Here is a 20,580-nt window from a genome sequence, read left to right as displayed (position 1 = left end):
AATTAAGTTAGTATTAATAGTTCTTTTGTCGAATGCGTAAGCTTTTCTAAACCATTTTCTGTTACTAGTGCATCATCTTCGATTCTTACACCACCGATATTCGGTAAGTAAATACCTGGTTCAATCGTAATAACCATACCTGGTTCTAACACAATATCCGAACGGAATGATAATCCTGGCCCTTCGTGAACCTCGAGACCAATTCCATGACCCAATGAATGTCCAAATGCTTCTCCGTAGCCTTTAGAAGCAATATAATCGCGCGCAATTGCATCTGCCTCTTTACCTGTCATACCCGGTTTCACCTTTTCTAAAGCAAGTAATTGTGAATCTAGGACAATTTGGTAAATTTCTTTCAATTGTTCGCTCGGCTCCCCAACTGCAACTGTACGAGTCGTGTCAGAAATATAGCCATTATATATTGCACCAAAGTCTAATGTCACAAAGTCGCCTACTTCAATTACTTTATCCGATGCTACACCATGTGGTAGTGCAGAACGAACGCCTGAAGCAACGATTGTATCAAAAGAAGAAGAGGTTGCTCCACGCTTGCGCATGAAAAATTCTAATTCGTTGGACACTTGTAGTTCCGTCATCCCTGGTTTTATGTATGTAACGATATGCTCATAAGCCTCATCTGCAATGCGACAAGCTGCCTTTATTATACTAATCTCTTCGTCCGTCTTTATCAAGCGAATTTTTTCCACAAGACCAGATAAAGGCACTAAATCTGCCTTGACAGCTTGTTTATACAATTCAAAGCTACTGTATGTCAAATCCTCTTTTTCAAATCCAAGCGATTGAATGCCCATTTCAGCAACTTGTTTAGCTACTTCTTCGATTAAAGTCTTCTCATGTTTTACAATGCGGAAATCTTTAATCTGGCTTGCCGCTTGTTCTGTATAACGAAAATCCGTGATAAAAACTGCATCGTTTTTAGAAACAATTGCAACACCAGCCGTTCCAGTAAATCCTGTCATATAGCGTCTATTGTATCCATTTGTAATTAATAATGCGTCGATCCCTTTTTCTTCTAACGCTGTACGTAACTTCGCAACTTTCATGATTACCCCTCATCTCATTTTCTAATAACTTCTGCTTATTATTTTAGCATACGAAATAAGGATGGTAAATTTTCATTTGCTTAAAGGTTTATCTTGCGCATGAAAGATGGCGGATTCCATTAAAAATCGTGTAGCCACGATAATAATACAGATAAAGGGGATAGACATTTTTTTAATAGTTTTTTCAATGGTATTAGCATCCAGAATAATCCATTCTAAAATAAAAGCGATTAATAATCCTAGTGCAATACTTGTAATAGCTACCGGGATTTTCATGAACACCAAACTAATATAATATAAAATGATGCTCGCTGCCCACACAACGATAAACAATATTATCCATTTGATGATTGCATTGCTATCCTTTAAAACATGAAAAGTATCCGAAAATCCTACTGGATCCCATTTAATGAAATGAAAAAAATCTAATATTCTGAGCATAATTACAGTAATCAATGCCACCGTAAAACTAGTACTGATCGCTAAACCTTTCATGTAAATCTCCTCAACTTTTTTACTCTAGTGTAGGCTTTGAAAGGATTTTTTAAACAAGAAACAGCAAATACGTAAATGCTTATCTCTAACCGATGGCTAATGTGTACGTTGAATCCAATATTTATACCCAGTAAATGGCTAAGGGCGATTAAACCATGATTGACAGCAACCAATTCTACTCAGTAAGCAATCAAATCAGCACGAAAGCAACCAAGTCATAAAATTGCAAATTTACATGAGATGAGAGGATAGTTTTGTTTAAAAGGTTGCGCGAAGACACTTCAATATTGCGGAAATATAAATTGACATTCTTTTTAAGCTAATATCTGCTAGACCGGTTGTTTTGCTCAACTATTTACCGTCTCCTTCATTTTCGAAGATTGTACGACGAACTACTTCTTTGTTTCCTTAAACACAAAAGCACGAACTGATAAATTGCCTTTATCAGTTCGTGCTTTTGTGGTGGCTTTGAATTAAAACTTGATCAAAACAAAACGAGTTCCTTCTTTGTTAAATATTGCACAACTATAACGCGTTGTTTTTATTTTTCGGTCCAAGTCTATTACAATTTTCACATTGAGACTTTAAATTCTTTTATTTTTTGCATGAAACCCTAATAATTTTTTTCAGCTAATTTTTATGTCGTTTGTTAACTTCAATCGTAATGAACTCCGGCAAATAGCTGGGAGTACATCCTTTTGCTACTTTTTCATCTTTGTAAAGACCCGTTTTCTCACCAAGTTTAATACAACGTGCACGATTCTTTTCATCATAAACGCCTATCCAGCCTGCGGTGAAATTCATAGCCCATTGAACTTCCGGTTCTTCCTGCGTAATATTAGCTTCTATTGCAGATAGCAAGTCTGCGGTGTTATCAGGGGGTGTTTGTCCAGTCCATCTCAATCGCCCTTGATAATACCAGAAAGCTCGCCTTCGAAGAGCAGAAGGACTATTTTCCCATGACTCCATCAATGCAATTTTCTTCTTGTCTTTGGTGAGTTGATTTGCCATTAACCAATCCATTAAGTTATTTCGTTCATCAAATGTGTGAATCTGCATATCTTTATCAAGCTTATTTAGCACATCTTGTGAAAGAAGTTTTTTATCCATAATTAAGATCGCTAATAGTCTGGGCAAAAACTCTTCGGTTGACCAAAGTTCCAGAGCTAGTTCGTGGTCTTTTTTTATGTCCTTCGCGATTTTTCGTAAGTCGCCTAGCTTAGTTTTACTATTGATTTGAAGTAGAATGTTTTCTGCTTTTGAAGAGCGTTTTATTTCTGTATCTTTTTTTTCATACATTTTATACAACTCCTTTATTAAAGGAAAGTGTCAATCCTGAAAAGTTTTAAGTTTTATCTATTAGTAAAACCAATGCTAATTATGGTGTTAATTTGAATGCTAAAGACAAATAAAGAGGAGATTTTATTATGTTTCACATAAGGTTCGGATTATGAAATAACCTCAAATTTCAGGGTGTTTCGATGTACAACGATATATTCACCTGTTGATTGATTCATTACTTGAGACACTTCTTTTGTATGTGTTACTTCAAACCAATCATCTTGTATATCCACCAATAATTTTATTTCCATATCATTTTCTCCATATTTTAAGCCACTATAAGATAATTTCGTCAGTGTCATCCTTATCCTCCATCCTAAAAGATTCCTGATAACTACTGCTGATAGCACAGGTAGTTTTATTTTTATGTCTAGCTGTTTTAATTCCTTACAATCGAGTGGAGCTACCTATTGAAGAAACATCCTGAATATTTAGCCCCGGCTGATAATCTGGACCTATACCAGAGCCACGACCTTCTTAATCCATTTATCGCTTTTAGATGTTATAGTCTTTTAGACATAAAAAAATACCTCTTTAGATAAGAATATCCAAAGAGGTATTTCTTCGCAACTTTATTTCCAAATCACATTTATTTAACTCTCTTTTATATTATAAACCACATTTTAACTGTGCATTACAGTTCGTGCATGTGTTACAGCCGCCCATTTCTTCTACCGTACCTTTTCGGCAAACTGGACAAGTATTTCCTACTTCTGAACCAATCGTTACATTCGTCGAGCGTAAATCTTGGATTGTATCGATTAATACGATAGGACGTTTTTCAAATACTTTTTCTTCTTCCTGCTCCTGATCGTCTAATGTATTTTCCTCCGCTTTTAGCGTCAATACTTGCGCATCACGACTTCCATCCACGTATACAGTGCCGCCTTTTGCTCCGCCATTGTATAAGCGTTCATAAACAGCTTCTACTTGCTCTACTGTGTAGCCACGTGGAGCATTTACTGTTTTCGAGATCGAACTATCAATCCAGCGTTGGATAATACATTGCACATCTGCATGTGCTTCTGGTGGTAATTCCATAGCTGTCACAAACCAGTTTGGAAGATTTTCTTCTTCCGCTGTTTCATTTTTAGCTAAATATTCTTTTACAATATCTGCTTTCACTTCAATAAATTTCCCTAAACGTCCACTTCTGTAATACGTAAACGAATAATAAGGCTCCAGACCTGTCGAAACACCAACCATTGTTCCAGTAGATCCCGTAGGAGCAACTGTTAATAAATGCGAGTTACGAATGCCTGATTCTAGAATAGCATTTCTAATTTCCTCTGGCATTGTTTGCATAAATCCTGTTTCAGTGAAAGCTTTACGAAGTCGATTCGTTTCTTCCTCTGTTTCCCCTGTTAGGAACGGGAAGCTTCCTCGTTCTTTTGCAAGTTCCGCAGAAGTTTCATATGCTGCAATCGCAATAGTTTTAAAGATCTCATCTACTAAAATATTGCCTTCTTCAGAACCGTATTCTTTTTCACAATAAATTAGTAAATCTGCTAATCCCATTACGCCAAGTCCAACACGTCGCTCGCCGAGTGCTTGTACTTTATTTTCCTCTAAGAAATATGGGGTTGCGTCAATAACATTATCTTGCATACGCACACCAACGCGTACCGTTTCTTTTAATGCTTCATAGTTTACTGTTTTTGTTTCTTTATTTGCAAATTGTGCTAGGTTCACAGCAGCTAGGTTACAAACAGAATACGGAGCTAATGGCTGCTCACCACATGGATTGGTTGCAACAACCTTTTGTCCATATGCTTTTGCATTTGTTTTTTCATTTGCATTGTCAATGAAGAAAACACCTGGCTCTGCTGAGTATGTCGCACAAATATTAATCAAATTCCAAAGTTCTTTCGCTTTTACTGTGCGATAAGTTCTTACTGCATAACCCATTTTCTCCCACTCACGAACATCGCCAATCGTATGCCAATTTTCGTTATAGAATGCCATTTCCTCTTCTGTATATGATTCAGTCGCTGGGAAACGAAGATCAAAATCTTCATCATTTTCTACTGCTTTCATGAAATCATCTGTTAGTGTTACTGAAATGTTGGCACCAGTTAAAAATTCTGAATTATGAACAGTGTATGTACCACCATCACGAAGTTTCGTCTCTGCATCACGAATGATTTCATTGCTGAACCCACCAAGACCAGGGATTGCTTTATAGTTTATAATACCTTGATACATCGCTTCTTCCTGCAATGTCAACGGTTTAAATTTAAGCTTGTCCTTCGCTAATTGTTTAATCGTTTCGTCTTTTGTATTTTCGATTAGGAATCGTAAAATTCGCGGATTTTGCATTTTCGAAATGATGAATTCCGCAATATCCGGATGCCAATCTGCCAGCATTATCATTTGTGCTCCCAATTTTGTTACACCACCATATGTGGGGTTAGGTCATTTCTGCCTAACTCTTATGCTTTCACATAAGTTCAGACTATATCATCAAAGAAAAATCATTATTCTTTGTCTCGTGCCTTATAGAATCATTACTGATAACTATAATTTACTTCTTCCATAGCAATGCGTTAGGAAGTTTCAATAGTCGTTGAACGTTGATCTCCGTTTCCAAAGACCCTTCGCTGCTGATTGTCCAATCTCTCTTCTTTTCAAACCTTCACGCTCACTATTACTAGTCACGTTGTGGTGAAGGGAGCTCTAAGGATGTTCCAGCAATTCACGAGATTACGTCGCCGATATGTTAACGACGTGAACCACCTTGTTCGACAAGATGAGTCAATTTAGCAATATCATCTAACCAAGATACAGAACCGGAAGATTTACCATTTACCCCGCGTGCTAATGTATTACGTGGACGAAGTGTAGAACCATTTGTACCAACTCCACCACCGCGGCTCATAATCTCCATTACTTGTTTACGATGATCACTAATTCCTTCACGAGAATCAGCCACAAACGGCATAACGTAACAGTTAAAATATGTTACATCCGTTCCTGTGCCTGCTCCGTATAATACTCGTCCAGCAGGGATGAATTTTAAAGAAACTAATTGCTGATAAAACTTTTCGAACCATTCTGCTCTTTTTTCTTCCGTCTTCTCCACTGAAGCAAGTCCTGTAGCATTTCGTTTAGCAATTTGTTCATAGAATACTTCTAAAGGCTTTTCAATTACGCTAAGCGGGCGAGTTACAACACCTGATGCAACTTGATTGTTGTCATCAATTGCACTTCGATAATCTTCTTCGATCAATACATCCGCCGTTTTCGCCTCAACATTAATCGACACGATATATCCTAAACCGCGCGCCGGAAACTTCGGATCGTCCTTTACCGTTAATACGACAAAATCTCCTGTTTTTAATGTTTTTTTCTCCGTATCTTTAAAAGAGTAACGATCAATCATAACTAGTCTAGATACACCTTTATGTGTTAATTTCATGTCCGTAGTAATTGGGTGTACTTGTGGAAATTGCTCAATATCTTTGTTTAATTGTTTAATGTTAATGGTTGCATGTGGGTTTTGAGATGCTAATACCATCATATTGCCTCCCTTTTAATAAAAAATAAAACACACCATATAGTGTATCATTGTTTATAAACGATACTATATGTTGTGTTATTTTGCAAATGAATAGATTTGACGCAAACCTAATGATCGCAGTAGTCAATGGACTAAATGACTAAAAAAAATAAATTATTTTCTAAAGTTCCATTCATCATTAGCATATCGCTTTGCTTCCAAATCTTTTACATACAACTCTTGTTCTTCTGTTAACTTATATTCCACTAATTCAATTTCTAAAGCGTCTTCAAAACCTTTTTTAAATGCCACCTTGCATTCATCGATTGTGACCGGATTTTTACTAATATTGTTGATGGCAACCGCTTTTTTCGACAAACTCGCTTTTACTCTTTCCCTTAATTCATCAGAGGAAAACTTAAATGTTTGAATTAACTTATCTTCATCTAAATCCAATAAAATAGCTCCGTGCTGCAAAATGACCCCTTTTTGCCTTGTTTGTGCACTACCTGCCACTTTTCTACCCTCTACTACAAGTTCATACCAACTTGGAGAATCAAAACATACGGCAGATTTCGGTTTTTTTAGATCCTCTCTTTTTTGTTCCGTATCTGGAACAGAAAAATAAGCATCTAAACCGAGATTCTGGAAGCCAAGTAACAAACCTTCACTAATAACCCGGTAAGCTTCCGTTACAGTTGCAGGCATATCAGGATAACTTTCTGTCACAATTACGCTATATGTAAGTTCATGTTCATGGAGCACGCCTCTTCCACCGGTAGGTCTTCGAACAAATCCTAGTCCTAATTTTTCAATGGCATCCATGTCTATTTCTTTATCAACCGATTGAAAATAGCCAATCGATAAAGTAGCAGGATTCCACTCATAAAATCGTACGACTGGTGGGATGAGCCCCTCGCTATGCCAATCTAATAGCGCCTCATCAAGTGCCATATTATATGCTGGACTACAAGGTCCAGAATTAATGAAATACCATTTTGTCTTTTCCACGTAAGTCTTCCCCCTTCACAACGATATTCATTTTATCAAATAGATTGAATTGTATCTAGTGAATCTTTTATAATAGATATGGAAACATAGAAAGGGGAAAGACCGTGTCTAATACTTTATACTTTTTAATCGCTGTAATTGTCGTGTTAATAGTTTACGCTATTATTCAAGCATTACGATTAAAAAAAGCAGTTACAAACCTTACGCAAGAACAGTTTATAACGGGTTATCGTAAAGCCCAACTTATCGATGTGAGAGAACCAAAAGAATTCGATGCTGGGCATATTCTTGGAGCAAGAAATATTCCTTCGTCACAACTTCGCCAACGTTTCAAAGAAATTCGCCCAGATAAGCCTGTTTATTTATATTGCCAAAGCAGCGCAAGAAGTTCTCGTGCAGCAATGTTTTTAAAGAAAAAAGGCTATTCTGATTTAAACCAACTTCAAGGTGGCTTCAAAACTTGGACTGGTAAGATTAAAACAAAATAATATTAAAAAGTGCTCCTTGTAAAATGAGCTAAAATTCTGAGTCTAGATATACATAAAGGTTCTTCTTTTAAAAGAGGGACCTTTTTCTATAATCATCCCGCTAATGGAGGTATTAGATGCAAAAACATGTTTTGTTTTCACATAATGAAGATTTCAGAGAAACACATCCAAACTACGAGGACTTTGCTATTCATTCCAAACGCATTATTCATTTGCTAAAAGAACGCAAATATGCTAATTGGCAAACCATCGATATAGGAGAATCTATTTTACAATTAGACGGAAACTTATTAGAAATGATGGAAAATAATCTCGTTAACTATGAAGTGTTAGCATCTATATTTGAAACAAGGGCACAAAGTAAAATTACAAGTAAATCACAATTATCAGTAGAAAGTAAGCTAGAGATTGTTGATACCTTTGAAAATAATCTAATCTTTTTCCCCGAATATGATGTCGCAATGACATTCTCTTTTAACTACTCTGGCGGGAACAGTTGGCCAGAATACTATTTCTTTTCAATTTCGGCAGAAACAGCACTTACATTCTTGCAAGAAATCAATGAAAAAATGCGTCAGCTGCTTATGCAATCCGTTACCTATTTGGTAGATACCGAGCATGGGGTACAACGTAGAAAATACGGCGAGCAAGCTGCGGTAAGTCGTGATGATGTATTATTATCTGAAAGCATTAAACAAGACATTTTCCGATCAATCGATGAATTTTTTAAAGAAGATGGACACTTTTTCAAAGATTATGGACTACCCTATAAACGTGGGATATTACTATACGGGTCACCTGGTAATGGTAAAACGACTTTAGTGAAATCGATTACCGGTTCTACCAAGGCTCCCGTCGTCTATTGGCAAATAACTGAATTCACTGGTAGTCATTCGGTACAAGAAGTATTTGGAATTGTCACTCGGCTAGCACCAGCAATTTTAGTAATTGAAGATATCGATTCCATGCCAGAATACACACGTTCCGTCTTTTTAAACACTTTAGACGGCGCTCAATCAAGAGAAGGGTTATTTATCATAGGGACGACAAATTACCCGCAAAAAATCGATCCTGCGCTTATTAATAGGGCTGGTCGTTTTGATCGTGCTTACGAAATCCCTTCCCCATCTGAAAAAGTGCGGGAAAACTATTTACGCAAACTGGATATTAAGCATATTTTCACGGATGAACAATTTGCAGATATGGCGAAACGTTCGAAAGGATTATCTATGTCTCAATTGAACGAGCTGTATATGTCGGTTGCGCTCAATTGGCATTATGATGGAGAACTCGCTTATGAAAAACGGATTGAGGAACTGATTAAGCAAAACAAACGATCCATAAAAAACGATTGGGAGAAAGACGAATCTTCGATCGGATTTTAACCATATTATCTAAAATCGAGTAGAGGGAAAATAAGTTAACTTATTTTCGCCCCTCTCACAACACCGTACGTACGGGTCTCGTATACGGCGTTTCAATTTATATTTCAGTGTGTACTTCTAAGTAACGTTCTAGAGCAGAGGGTATTCCCCTCTGCTCTAGCCGTTTATTAGAGATTGCTCTTTGAACAACTTTCGATAATCCGATAAATCGATAACCTTTCCTACAGTATGTTAAGCCTTTGGCTTCTTCTTCGGGTATCCCTAATTGGATTAGCGACCTTATCTGTTTTCTTGGTACCTTCCATTGTTTCCAAATGATTACCCTTATTCTTGATCGTAGTTTCTTATCAATTTCACGCATAGCCGTTTTCATGTTTGCAGTTCTAAAGTAATTTACCCAACCAAATATTACTTGTTTTAGTTTTAATATTCGGTAGTCTAACGGGATGCTCCAGTTTCGCTTTGTTAGTTGCCGAAGTTTTCTTATAAATTTCTGTACTGACATTGGATGTGGTCGAACTTGATATTTCTTGTCTTTTGTATCGTAGTAATATCCAAACCCCAAGAATTTCAAGTCTTTTGGACGTGCGATTTTACTCTTTTCTGCATTAACTATCAACCCTAATTTTTTTTCTATAAACTTAACGACTGATTCCATCACTCTATTTGCAGCTTTCTCACTCTTCACGAAGATAAGAGCGTCATCCGCATATCTCACGAATTGGAGTCCTCTACTTTCTAGTTCCTTATCCATTTCATTCAACATTATATTACTTAACAGTGGACTGAGGTTTCCTCCTTGTGGAGTTCCAATCGGTGTTTCTTCATATTTTCCCTTTACCATGACCCCACTGACCAAGTATTTTCTTATTAAAGAAATGACCTCTCCATCATCGATTGTATTGGATATAATTCGCATGAGTTTATCATGGTTGACTGTGTCGAAAAATCTTTCAAGGTCAATGTCCACTATCCAATCGTTTCCATCATTCAGAAATTCGAGGCTTTTTATGATTGCCATCTCACAACTTCTATTTGGTCTAAAACCGTAACTGTATTCACTAAACTCTTTTTCAAATATAGGACTGAGTACTTGATGAATTGCCTGTTGAACGACCCTATCCACTACTGTTGGTATTCCCAGTTTGCGCATCTTTCCATTTTCTTTTGGAATCTCCACTCGTAAGGCAGCTTGTGGTTGGTATTTTCTAGTTCTGATGCGCTGACGTAGCTCATCCTTGTTCTCTTTCAGATACTCTTTGAGTTCATCAACCGTTATTCCATCGACCCCACTTGCACCTTTATTTCTATAGACACGTAAGTAGGCTTCATTCATATTTCGATTGCTTAGAATCTTTTCTAAAAGTTGCACACTCGTTTCTCCTTTCCTCTCACGTAGTAAGTAATATCTCCATTTTGGTTATCATTTGAGATACGCTCATACTTTCACCATTAACACATTCGGAGTCCGTCACTTACGCATTTGTGGCGTTGAAACACTATAAATTGTTCGGCCCTTCATGACCAAAGGTCATTACTATGGCTTCTGCTGACTTCTTGCGACTAACCGTTTTCGACTGTATCAATGTACATCCGCAAGACCTCCCAGGGTAAGACAACTATCTTTCCTCTTTTACTCGCCTGATTTACCCTACAAAGTTACGCACATCTTTTGGACTTCGACTTGTATTGGAGTCTTATCCCTTTGTAGAGCCTTAGTATCAGATTTCTGTTCGTCAAGCCAAGATTTTATTCCACGCTTCCTCCAGCCCTTACCTCACGATAAGTACCTTGCGCTTCCTTAGTGGTTGGTCGATGTGTACCCCCACAGTGGACTCTCACCACCTAGATAGTTGCCATGCCTGGCACACAATGAAAAAGAATCCACAGTGATTCTTTTTTTTTTTTCATATAATTCCTGAAACTTCCCACTTCTATTTTCGTAGAACGATTAACATGATACTTAATTATGAAATCATTTGAATGAGGTGGATTATTTTGGCACTAGGAAATCGCAAGGATTTGTTTTGGATTTTTGCACTTATTTTATTAATAGTTGCACCATTTGTTTGCATACTCACTCCCGTCATTACGTCGATTACATTTTATAGTGGCCCTGGATCGATTGTTTTTGTCCCTCTTAGCACGAGTTTTTTGGCGCTTGCATTCTCATTTGTTTTTGCAATTATGCTTCTTTGTGCGTCTTATTTTTTAAAATCTAATATAGTTAGAGCGATAATGATTGTTATCGCAGCAATTGGATTTATACTCATTTTTACGTTAGGTGTTCAAAATTATGTTTATCTACATGAAGATAAAATAGAATTTAATCCACTTCTCGGAAAAAAAGTAGAATACGAATGGGGAAACCTTTCAAAGGTAGTACATGTATTAGAGGAACCAGAAGAGAAACAAGATGAAATATATATTTTTGAGTTTACAGATGGGTATGTAATTGAATTTCCTGTATCAGGAGTTGTTAATGGATCAGTGCAAAGTGCAATTTACCAAAAAGCAAGGCAATACGACATACCATTTGAAGACTAAAAAAGTGCGGACCATTTGAGGACCGCACTTTCTTTTTATGCTTTTGTATAACGTAAAACTGGCTTACGAGCAGCTTTTGTTTCATCTAAACGATTGATAACTGTTGTATGTGGTGCATTTTGAACAATTTCTGGATCCTCTTGCGCTTCTTTGGCAATTTGGATTAATGCATCACAAAATGCGTCTAATGTTTCTTTGGACTCCGTTTCTGTTGGCTCGATCATCATACCCTCTTCTACATTCAGTGGGAAGTAGATTGTTGGTGGATGATATCCAAAATCAAGCAGACGTTTTGCCATATCTAAAGTACGAACGCCAAGTTTCTTTTGACGACGACCACTTAATACGAATTCATGCTTACAATGACGATTGTATGGAAGATCGAAATACTCTTCTAGACGTCTCATCATATAGTTTGCATTTAGTACTGCATATTCAGTAACAGCTTTTAAACCATCCGGACCCATTGAGCGGATATACGTGTAAGCACGAACATTGATACCAAAGTTGCCATAGAACGGTTTTACACGACCAATTGCTTGTGGACGATTGTAGTCGAATGTATATTTATCTTCTTCTTTTACCAGTACTGGACTTGGTAGGTATGGAATTAGGTCAGCCTTTACTCCAACCGGACCTGAACCTGGACCACCGCCTCCGTGAGGGCCAGTAAATGTTTTGTGTAAGTTTAAGTGAACACAGTCAAAGCCCATGTCTCCTGGACGTGCTTTAGACATAACCGCATTTAAGTTAGCGCCATCATAGTATAATTTACCACCAACACCATGGATGATTTCAGCCATTTCTAAAATGCTTTCTTCAAATAGACCTAATGTATTTGGGTTTGTTAGCATTAGGGCTGCTGTATCTGGACCAGCAACGCGACGTAAGTCCTCTAAATCTACTAACCCGTTTTCATCTGATTTTACTGTAATAGTTTCAAAGCCAGCTACAGTTGCAGATGCAGGGTTAGTTCCATGAGCAGAGTCTGGAACGATTACTTTTGTACGTTGTAAGTCGCCATTTGCTTCATGGAATGCACGAATCATCATTAGAGCAGTCCATTCACCGTGCGCACCAGCTGCAGGTTGAAGTGTCACTTCGTCCATACCAGTGATTTCGATTAAATGCTCTTGAAGATCATACATTAGCTCCATTGCGCCTTGAACAGAAGATTCATCTTGTAATGGATGAATGTTAGCAAAACCTGGGAAACGTGCAACCGATTCATTAACTTTCGGATTGTATTTCATCGTACAAGATCCAAGTGGGTAGAATCCTGTATCCACACCGTGGTTACGGTTTGATAGAGCAGTATAATGGCGCATAATATCTAGCTCGGAGACCTCTGGTAATTCCGCCTCTTCTTCGCGTAGCATACCTTGTGGTAATAATGACGCTATATCTACTTCAGGAACATCTAATTCAGGTAGGTTATATCCTACACGACCTTCTCTCGTAATTTCAAAAATTAGTGGTTGGTTATCCTTATGCATGAAGAGCCCCCATTTCTTGCACGAGTGCATCTATTTCTTCTTTTGTACGTTGCTCAGTTACAGCGATTAATACGTGATTTTTAAGATCGGAATTCACTCTACCTAAGTCAAATCCTCCGATAATTCCTTTTTCAAGGAGTGCTTTGTTACCATCCGTAATAGAACCGTTTACTTTCACAACGATTTCGTTGAAATGTGCTCCTTGGAAAGGTACTTCAAAGCCTGCTTTTTCAAAAGCTTGTTTCGCATAATGTGTTTTTGTGATATTTTGAATCGCTATTTCTTTAACACCTTTTTTCCCAAGTGCTGTCATTGCAACAGAAGCTGCAAGTGCATTTAACGCTTGGTTCGAACAGATGTTAGAAGTCGCTTTGTCACGACGGATATGTTGCTCACGGGCTTGTAATGTTAACACAAATCCACGACGGCCATCTTCATCCGTTGTTTCTCCAACCAAACGTCCTGGAACTTTGCGCATCAATTTAGATGTAACTGCGAAGAAACCACAATGAGGTCCACCAAAAGCTTCCGCGATTCCAAATGGTTGTGCGTCTCCAACTGTAATATCTGCCCCAAATTTACCAGGTGGCGTCAAAGCTCCAAGTGCAAGCGGGTTTGTAGAAACAACGAATAATGCTTTTTGAGCATGTGTTAGTTGTTCTACTTTTGCTAAATCTTCAATTTGACCAAAGAAGTTTGGGTACTGAACTAAAACGGCTGCTGTTTCTTCATCCACTAATTCTTCTAGTTTCGACAAATCAGTTAAGCCATCTTTTATTGGTACTGTTACCACTTGAACATTTTGTCCTTTAGCATACATTTTCACTACATCAATATATTCAGGATGAACCGCTTCAGAAACAATAATTTTTTTACGGCGAGTGTGCCCAGCAGCTAAGTTACCAGCTTCAGCAAGCGCTGTACCACCGTCATACATAGAAGAGTTTGCGATATCCATACCAGTTAATTCACAAATCATCGTTTGGAATTCAAAAATTGCTTGCAATTCCCCTTGTGAAATTTCTGGCTGATATGGAGTATATGCCGTATAAAATTCAGAACGAGAGATAACATGATCTACAATAATTGGCTTGAAATGATCATACACTCCAGCACCAAGAAAAGAAGCGTACTTTTTGCTATCCGCATTTTTATCAGCAAGAGCTGCTAATTCTTTCAGTAACGCTGATTCTGCTTTCGCAGGTTTAATATTATACTCACCATTAAAACGTACTTTTTCAGGAATGTCTGCAAACAATTCATCAATAGAAGAAATGCCGATTACATCTAACATCTCTTTTTGATCTTGCTCAGTCATTGGTAAATAACGATGCTTCATCGAAGGACAACCTCTTTCTTGTCTTATTTTTCTCTTTTATAAAATGGAGTAGGTACGGTAACTGCTTTTAGTCGTTTATTTCTAATTTCTACTTCTAGCTCTTTTCCGATTTCCGCAAATGTTGTGTCAATTAACACTAAACCGATATTTTTTTTGAGTGTAGGAGATTGCGTTCCTGTAGTGACAAAACCTACTTGTTTATCCCCTGCATACACCGGATAACCAGTTCGTGGAATCCCTTTATCAATCATTTCAATTCCAATACTTTTTCTTGGAACACCGTTTTCTTTTTGATCAGCTAAAATAGTTTTCCCATTGAAATCTTGTTCTTTTTTAAGCTTTACAACAAAGCCCAGACCTGCTTCTAGTGGGGAGATATCTTTTGAAAGTTCTTTACCATATAATGGTAAACATGCTTCAAATCGTAATGTATCACGTGCCCCTAGACCACATGGTAGAAGTCCCTCTTCTTTTCCAGCGTCTAAAATATTGCTCCATAAATCTCTTACATCATTACTAGCTGCATAGATTTCAAATCCATCTTCTCCTGTATAACCGGTACGAGAAACAAGAACTGATTTTCCAGCTACTTCGACATCATCCGAGAAACGGAAGAATCCAATTTCATCTAGGTTTTTGGAAGTAAGCTTTTGTAAAATCCCTTGTGCAAGTGGTCCTTGGAGTGCAAGCAAACCGTATTCATCCGATTTATTTACAAGTTCTACATCATCTGTCACGAATTGTTTCATCCAGTCAAAATCTTTCTCAATGTTGCCCGCGTTTACTACTAATAAATAATGGTTATCTTCTACTTTATAGACCAATAGATCATCTACAATGCCACCATCTTCGTAACACATTGCAGTATATTGCGCTTGCCCATTTACTAATTTGGAAACATCATTTGTCATGATCTTTTGTAAAAACGCCTCACTAGCTGAACCTGTAACGATAATTTCTCCCATATGAGAGACATCAAACAATCCTGCTTTTGTCCTTACCGCTTCATGCTCTTCTTTAATACTAGAAAACTGTACAGGTAATTCCCAGCCACCAAAATCAATTGTTTTTCCTCCATATGTTGCATAATCATCAAATAGAGGTGTACGCTTCAACTGTTCTGACAATAAAATCTCCTCCTTAAGTTTTTCACACATGAAAAAGGACAGAGTACCCCCTTTAGATTAACAAGGGGTCTCTGTCCTGGCACCTGAAAGTTTACCAAAATGGCTTTCCTCTTTGGTGGCTTTGCGTGATACTAAACGAAAGCACTCTCCAGAGTTGCGTCCTATACGAGTTCTTTTGCCTGAGAGATTCATAATAGTGATTACTTGCTCCTTCGGCGACGCTACTTACAGCGTTCTCTCCCCGTATACTCAACCGCGATATCTGTATATATGGCTTGCTTTGTCTATATCCTAACATTGAACATTAAAAGACGCAATACTTTTTATAAAATTACTTAAAATACGAACAATATATCTTTTTTTATATTATTCATTCGCCTTTTAGTCGATTTACTTGGTATCCAGCATATTCTGTAACTTGTCGCAATGGACGATTTTCGGTAAGGATTGTAATATGTGTTGCTTTTTTATAGGCTCTTCGTCTCTTATTATACAGTTGCTCTAACTCTTCTTTTGTACTACTTTGCACAATCGGTCTGTTCTTATCATTTTTAATGCGCATCCAAATGTCATTGAATGTAGCATCTAAATACAATACTAAACCGGTTTGACGCATAATTCGAACATTTTCTTCATTCATCGCAACACCTCCACCTGTAGAAATAATACAGGACTCTTTACGGAAGTTTTTCAAGAAATCAGTTTCTAATTGTCGAAAGTATGCTTCCCCTTCCTGTTCAAATATTTCGGGTATAGTCCTTTTCTGCTTATTTACGATTTCTTTATCCATGTCGTAATAAGGCATTTTTAACAAATAGCTCAGTCTTCTCCCGACTGCACTTTTTCCGCTTCCCATAAATCCAACTAAATATACTTTGTACATGCTTCACCAACTCGCTACATATCAAGATTATTTTCTCGCTCTTTAAAATTATCTATTTTAATGATAGTAGCATTAATGTTGCTCAATTCCAACGAATCATATGTTCGATATTTAGATTGATATGCAGCGGTTGTCGTAAATAACGACAAACAAACGACTAATAAGAGTAACATTGCAGCTGGTAACAATACTCCTTTTTCATTCTGAACGAAACGTAACATAAAAATTATGCTCCTTTTCCATTCCATTCAAAAATTGGACATAAAAGCGTAGAGTTTGTCCTTCTATAGAAATTGAAATAGATTTTACATGTAATAACATCTGCTCATGTCCCAAACGATTCTTTTGTTTTCTTATTAAATTTTGGTACAATTCGATGTCATACTCTTCTCCGCCTTTTTTGACACGTATGCCCGGTTGCTCTTTTTGAATGATCAGAGTGTCTATATCATTTAAATATGTTCCTACGTTTTGAATAAATAACGCCCATTCCGTGTCCAAAGGATTTGTTATACTATCTTCTATTTTATTTGTCCAGCCGACTGTTACGGCAAATACTTGAGAAAATAGCATCAAAACAGATAATTGTATAATTCCATCCACTAGTGTATACCCTTCTTGGTTACTAATGTTCAATCGGAAAAAGTTACGCAATTCGATTTCTCCTCTCGCATTCCTTTGTAGTACACGCAAATTTGATGATCATGAATCTCATACGTATACGTAACCTTTTCAATATCCATTGTTCCATCTTGACTCGTTTCTGTTACATATTTTTTGGCAGCTTCCAGCATAACAATAGAGGCATAATATTTTCGTTTCTTCTCTTCTAATTGAACTTGCATATTATTAAGTAATGGAAGTAAAGTGGTTGCAATGATAAAAGTAATACTGAGTGCCAATATAGTCTCTGGCCAAGAAAACCCATCACTATTCTTCATAATTTAACCTGCCAGTGCCGATATACACTGTAACTGTTTTTGTGACTGTTTTAGTCCCTTTTTTAATCTCAAACAAAAATGTTCCAAATTGGCTCACCATTCCATTGGGATGAAAAGAGACTCTCTTTAAACTACTATCAGCAGAAAGGCGTATATGCTTCGGCACTTTATACTCAAATAGTCGTGTTTTTGCCCATTCCCCCACATATTTTGAGCCATTTTCATCAAAATAAATATGCGTATATTTGGTTTCTCCAATAGCAATAGACTGGACTTTTTGCATATCTAAATGAAACTGTCTAAAAAAACGTTTTTCTTCTGCAGCTTCTATTCTTGAAGTCGTCACATATACGACGGAGGCTGTAATAACCATCACGATAGATAACACAAGAATTGTTTCAACTAACGTGAAGCCTCGTTCATTTCGTCTGAATTGCTCCATCTATCTATTCCGTTTTTCCTTTTATGACATCAACACTTCCATCTGAGGCAATTTCTATTTTATCTCCATTTGGACACGCATCCATCCCATTTAAAAATTCGCTTTCACTAAGTTCCTCCATGGTTGGTATTTTTTTATTTTCTATTTTATATGCTTGAATTTGTCCTTCCACCATCTTTAAAAAAGCATCGCAGCCTTTCTCATCTATATTGGCAGAATGCTTCGTAACATTTGGGATAGAGATAAGTATCAAAACCGAAATAATAAGTAAAACAATCATCATTTCTACTAAAGTGAAGCCTCGTTGATTTTTCCATAATTTCTTCATAATAATCTCCCTTATACAATATTTATCATTTCGTAAATTGGTAATAATATCGCTAAGTACGCACCGATAATGAAAACAGCTAATATGAAAAACAATGTTGGTTGAAGGATGCTTAAATACCGTGAAAGCTTTGTTTCAATCCGATCTGATAGAAACTCGCTATATAAGGTTAATTCTCTTCCAAGATACCCACTGTTTTCTCCGTGCACGACAAAATGATGAAAATCTTCCGTAAAGTAGTCTAATAGTAAAACTGATTTAGAAAAAGATTCACCGTGCACAATTTTGTGTTTCATTTGTTCCGCCATAAACTGAAGGGCTTTATGTTCTTGTTGACTGATTAATGCATCTAACGATTGTTGCAGCGGCATACCGCTTTCGATCAACCCACCTATTTCTCTGGCGAATACTCTAGTCAGCAATAGTCTATACCATCTATTTATAACTGGGATCTTCCGATAAAATCTAAGCTGTTCTTCCACTGTTCGCTTATTCATAAATAGTAGGAACAGGCTTATAAGAACTATAGCCACAACCATTAAGATTAAAAAAGTATTCGGCATTTGCAATAATACACTTGTCCAAGCTATAGAATTATCAGAACTGCTAGACTCTCTCGTGCCGAGCAAGGTTTCCATATTGGGAAGGAAATATATTCTGAAAATCGTAAACAACAAAAAGATAGCAACAAACAAAAAGAGCGGATACATTAATAGATTACTTAATCGTTTTTTCGCTCGTTCATAAACAGCGACATTCACTCCGAGAGTTGCGACTGTCTCCTGCAACTGTCCATGAATCATCGCTAAATTAATTGGAAGAAGTAATCGAGCTGGAAAACCTAATAATTTAAATACTTCGCTCACATTTAAACCATTTTTTTGAATCTCCGTCACTTGGATGATTACTTTATTCGCATTTTTCACATGGAAAGGCAGTAACATAGAAACAGCCTCATGAAAAGTATATCCCTCTTTCAATAAGTCACTTAGTCTACTTAAAAATGGTGATTGCATATGAGAAGGAATTGTTTCATCTTTTTTCATAAAGTACGCTTTAATTTCTTTGAATGACACCTTCTCTTACCCCTCTCTCAATTTGATAGGAAAGAGTAATTGCATGTGGGATATGAAAGTCCTTACCAGTAATAAGAGAGCTTAATGCCTCTACTAAAAATTCATCAGAAATTATTTCGAATATGGCGGAAAGCTCCGGTTGTTTGAAGTTTGATATTGGTACTAGTCTTTGCGTTACTATACCAATTATCGTTTGTTTTAGTTCTTCTGCAGATACTCCTAGGTCCATTAAACGATAGAGAGCACCAATACCATCTTTAGCGTGAATTGTAGACACCACTAAATGACCAGTCAAAGAAGCTTGAATAGCGGCTTTTGCAGTAGCTTCATCACGGATTTCGCCTATCATTATTACATCTGGTGAATGTCTTAGGATGGCTTTTAATCCCGTTGAATAAGTTACTCCCGATCGTTCATTTACTTGAATTTGCAATAGATGAGATTGACTATTTTCTACTGGATCCTCCAAAGAAATGACATGACGATTCAAGTTTTCGGAACAATATTTAGTAAGTGAATACATGGTCGTTGATTTACCAGAGCCAGTAGGACCTACAAACAGAATTAGTCCTTGTCGATTGTTCGCAAGCTCTACTATTTTTTCGGAGGCATCTCGAAATAATGACAACGCATGGATTATTTTTGCATTATCATGTTGCTGCAATCGAATAACAAGACTTTCTTTTCCGTATACAGATGGTAATGTTGAAACACGAAATGAGAATTTTTGAGAATTGAATGTTTGTTGAAATGAACCACTTTGTGGCTTTCTTTTTTCGCTGATATCAAGAGAGGATAAAAACTTGAAGAATGAAATAATACGTTCACCCAATGGGAGGGGAAGCTTCCCTGCCTCAAACATTTGGGAGTGTTTTTTAAAATAATAGAAATAATTTTCTTCATTAGGGATCATATGCAAATCAGAAGCACCAAACCTATGTGCTTTCCTTAATAATTGGGCACATTTTTGCTCAATCGTATTTTCTAATTGTTGCATGCATCGTTCCTTTCTCCAGATATAAGTTGGGACCGCATCCAACTTATACAAAATAAGTATACTTCCAATCTCCAAATAAATAAAGAGATTTCTTAAAATTTTCTAATTATTAATATATAGT

Annotated in this window: 20 protein-coding genes, 2 pseudogenes and 1 riboswitch; of the genes and pseudogenes, 3 read left to right on the top strand and 19 right to left on the bottom strand. The window is 36.9% G+C overall.

Annotated elements, in window-relative coordinates:
- Window positions 1–2: 2 nt before the first annotated feature.
- The 7 genes and pseudogenes from ACIP9W_RS02300 to ACIP9W_RS02270 form a co-directional block, all read right to left on the bottom strand.
- A complete protein-coding gene (locus ACIP9W_RS02300; RefSeq protein WP_400785952.1) occupies window positions 3–1,067 on the bottom strand; it encodes a M24 family metallopeptidase in 1,065 nt (354 codons plus the stop codon).
- A 69-nt stretch (window positions 1,068–1,136) separates the two neighbouring features.
- The gene (locus tag ACIP9W_RS02295) at window positions 1,137–1,559 is read right to left on the bottom strand and encodes a hypothetical protein (protein ID WP_400785588.1); all 423 of its coding nucleotides are present in this window, start codon (window positions 1,557–1,559) and stop codon (window positions 1,137–1,139) included.
- 630 nt (window positions 1,560–2,189) lie between these two features.
- A complete protein-coding gene (locus tag ACIP9W_RS02290) occupies window positions 2,190–2,858 on the bottom strand; it encodes a DNA alkylation repair protein (protein WP_400785586.1) in 669 nt (222 codons plus the stop codon).
- A gap of 149 nt (window positions 2,859–3,007) precedes the next feature.
- The gene (locus ACIP9W_RS02285) at window positions 3,008–3,196 is read right to left on the bottom strand and encodes a hypothetical protein (RefSeq protein WP_400785950.1); all 189 of its coding nucleotides are present in this window, start codon (window positions 3,194–3,196) and stop codon (window positions 3,008–3,010) included.
- Between the two features lie 313 nt (window positions 3,197–3,509).
- Window positions 3,510–5,297 (bottom strand): annotated as a pseudogene (locus tag ACIP9W_RS02280) (vitamin B12-dependent ribonucleotide reductase); the annotation flags it as partial.
- Window positions 5,298–5,622: 325 nt separating this feature from the next.
- Window positions 5,623–6,417: pseudogene (locus tag ACIP9W_RS02275) on the bottom strand (ribonucleotide reductase N-terminal alpha domain-containing protein); the annotation flags it as partial.
- 156 nt (window positions 6,418–6,573) lie between these two features.
- A complete protein-coding gene (locus ACIP9W_RS02270; protein ID WP_400785582.1) occupies window positions 6,574–7,410 on the bottom strand; it encodes a lipoate--protein ligase family protein in 837 nt (278 codons plus the stop codon).
- Between the two features lie 128 nt (window positions 7,411–7,538).
- On the opposite strand from ACIP9W_RS02270, the gene ACIP9W_RS02265 reads away from it, so the two are divergent.
- Window positions 7,539–7,898, top strand: coding sequence for a rhodanese-like domain-containing protein (locus tag ACIP9W_RS02265; protein ID WP_400785948.1), 360 nt, complete (start codon window positions 7,539–7,541; stop codon window positions 7,896–7,898).
- A 116-nt stretch (window positions 7,899–8,014) separates the two neighbouring features.
- Window positions 8,015–9,283, top strand: a complete 1,269-nt coding sequence (locus ACIP9W_RS02260; protein WP_400785580.1) for an AAA family ATPase — start codon at window positions 8,015–8,017, stop codon at window positions 9,281–9,283.
- A 97-nt stretch (window positions 9,284–9,380) separates the two neighbouring features.
- On the opposite strand, the gene ltrA is transcribed toward ACIP9W_RS02260, so the two are convergent.
- On the bottom strand, window positions 9,381–10,655 hold the full coding sequence (gene ltrA / locus ACIP9W_RS02255) for a group II intron reverse transcriptase/maturase (RefSeq protein ID WP_400785578.1): 1,275 nt from the start codon (window positions 10,653–10,655) through the stop codon (window positions 9,381–9,383).
- Window positions 10,656–11,281: 626 nt separating this feature from the next.
- Here ltrA and ACIP9W_RS02250 point away from each other — a divergent pair.
- Window positions 11,282–11,830 (top strand): hypothetical protein, encoded by a 549-nt coding sequence (locus ACIP9W_RS02250; RefSeq protein ID WP_400785576.1) that lies wholly within the window; start codon window positions 11,282–11,284, stop codon window positions 11,828–11,830.
- A 35-nt stretch (window positions 11,831–11,865) separates the two neighbouring features.
- Here ACIP9W_RS02250 and gcvPB read toward each other — a convergent pair whose 3' ends face one another.
- The 11 genes from gcvPB to comGA all read right to left on the bottom strand — a co-directional run bounded on the left by gcvPB (window position 11,866) and on the right by comGA (window position 20,459).
- Complete coding sequence (gene gcvPB, locus ACIP9W_RS02245; RefSeq protein ID WP_282243307.1) at window positions 11,866–13,326, bottom strand: aminomethyl-transferring glycine dehydrogenase subunit GcvPB; 1,461 nt, start codon at window positions 13,324–13,326, stop codon at window positions 11,866–11,868.
- Entirely contained in the window at window positions 13,319–14,665 is a 1,347-nt protein-coding gene (gcvPA, locus tag ACIP9W_RS02240) for an aminomethyl-transferring glycine dehydrogenase subunit GcvPA (protein ID WP_400785574.1), read from the bottom strand. The genes gcvPB and gcvPA overlap by 8 nt, the downstream gene beginning before the upstream one ends.
- A gap of 23 nt (window positions 14,666–14,688) precedes the next feature.
- Complete coding sequence (gene gcvT, locus ACIP9W_RS02235; protein ID WP_400785572.1) at window positions 14,689–15,822, bottom strand: glycine cleavage system aminomethyltransferase GcvT; 1,134 nt, start codon at window positions 15,820–15,822, stop codon at window positions 14,689–14,691.
- Window positions 15,823–15,949: 127 nt separating this feature from the next.
- Window positions 15,950–16,045, bottom strand: a riboswitch (glycine riboswitch).
- A gap of 117 nt (window positions 16,046–16,162) precedes the next feature.
- On the bottom strand, window positions 16,163–16,675 hold the full coding sequence (locus ACIP9W_RS02230; protein WP_282243311.1) for a shikimate kinase: 513 nt from the start codon (window positions 16,673–16,675) through the stop codon (window positions 16,163–16,165).
- Between the two features lie 14 nt (window positions 16,676–16,689).
- Window positions 16,690–16,896 (bottom strand): hypothetical protein, encoded by a 207-nt coding sequence (locus ACIP9W_RS02225; RefSeq protein WP_400785570.1) that lies wholly within the window; start codon window positions 16,894–16,896, stop codon window positions 16,690–16,692.
- Window positions 16,874–17,329: a competence type IV pilus minor pilin ComGF gene (gene comGF, locus ACIP9W_RS02220; RefSeq protein ID WP_400785568.1), complete on the bottom strand. Its 456-nt coding sequence runs from the start codon at window positions 17,327–17,329 to the stop codon at window positions 16,874–16,876. The genes ACIP9W_RS02225 and comGF overlap by 23 nt, the downstream gene beginning before the upstream one ends.
- Window positions 17,308–17,616: a hypothetical protein gene (locus tag ACIP9W_RS02215; RefSeq protein WP_400785567.1), complete on the bottom strand. Its 309-nt coding sequence runs from the start codon at window positions 17,614–17,616 to the stop codon at window positions 17,308–17,310. Before ACIP9W_RS02215 ends, comGF begins: the two co-directional genes overlap by 22 nt.
- Entirely contained in the window at window positions 17,606–18,058 is a 453-nt protein-coding gene (comGD, locus tag ACIP9W_RS02210; protein ID WP_400785565.1) for a competence type IV pilus minor pilin ComGD, read from the bottom strand. The genes ACIP9W_RS02215 and comGD overlap by 11 nt, the downstream gene beginning before the upstream one ends.
- Before the next feature lie 4 nt (window positions 18,059–18,062).
- Window positions 18,063–18,386, bottom strand: coding sequence for a competence type IV pilus major pilin ComGC (gene comGC, locus ACIP9W_RS02205; protein WP_282243461.1), 324 nt, complete (start codon window positions 18,384–18,386; stop codon window positions 18,063–18,065).
- Between the two features lie 11 nt (window positions 18,387–18,397).
- A complete protein-coding gene (comGB, locus tag ACIP9W_RS02200) occupies window positions 18,398–19,462 on the bottom strand; it encodes a competence type IV pilus assembly protein ComGB (RefSeq protein WP_400785562.1) in 1,065 nt (354 codons plus the stop codon).
- Entirely contained in the window at window positions 19,443–20,459 is a 1,017-nt protein-coding gene (gene comGA, locus ACIP9W_RS02195) for a competence type IV pilus ATPase ComGA (protein ID WP_400785560.1), read from the bottom strand. The genes comGB and comGA overlap by 20 nt, the downstream gene beginning before the upstream one ends.
- Window positions 20,460–20,580 lie beyond the last annotated feature (121 nt).

It is taken from the genome of Psychrobacillus sp. NPDC093180, from assembly GCF_044754065.1.
Taxonomy (GTDB): domain Bacteria; phylum Bacillota; class Bacilli; order Bacillales_A; family Planococcaceae; genus Psychrobacillus.
Note: the sequence above shows the minus strand (reverse complement) of the source record. Positions and strands in the feature narration are given on the sequence as shown.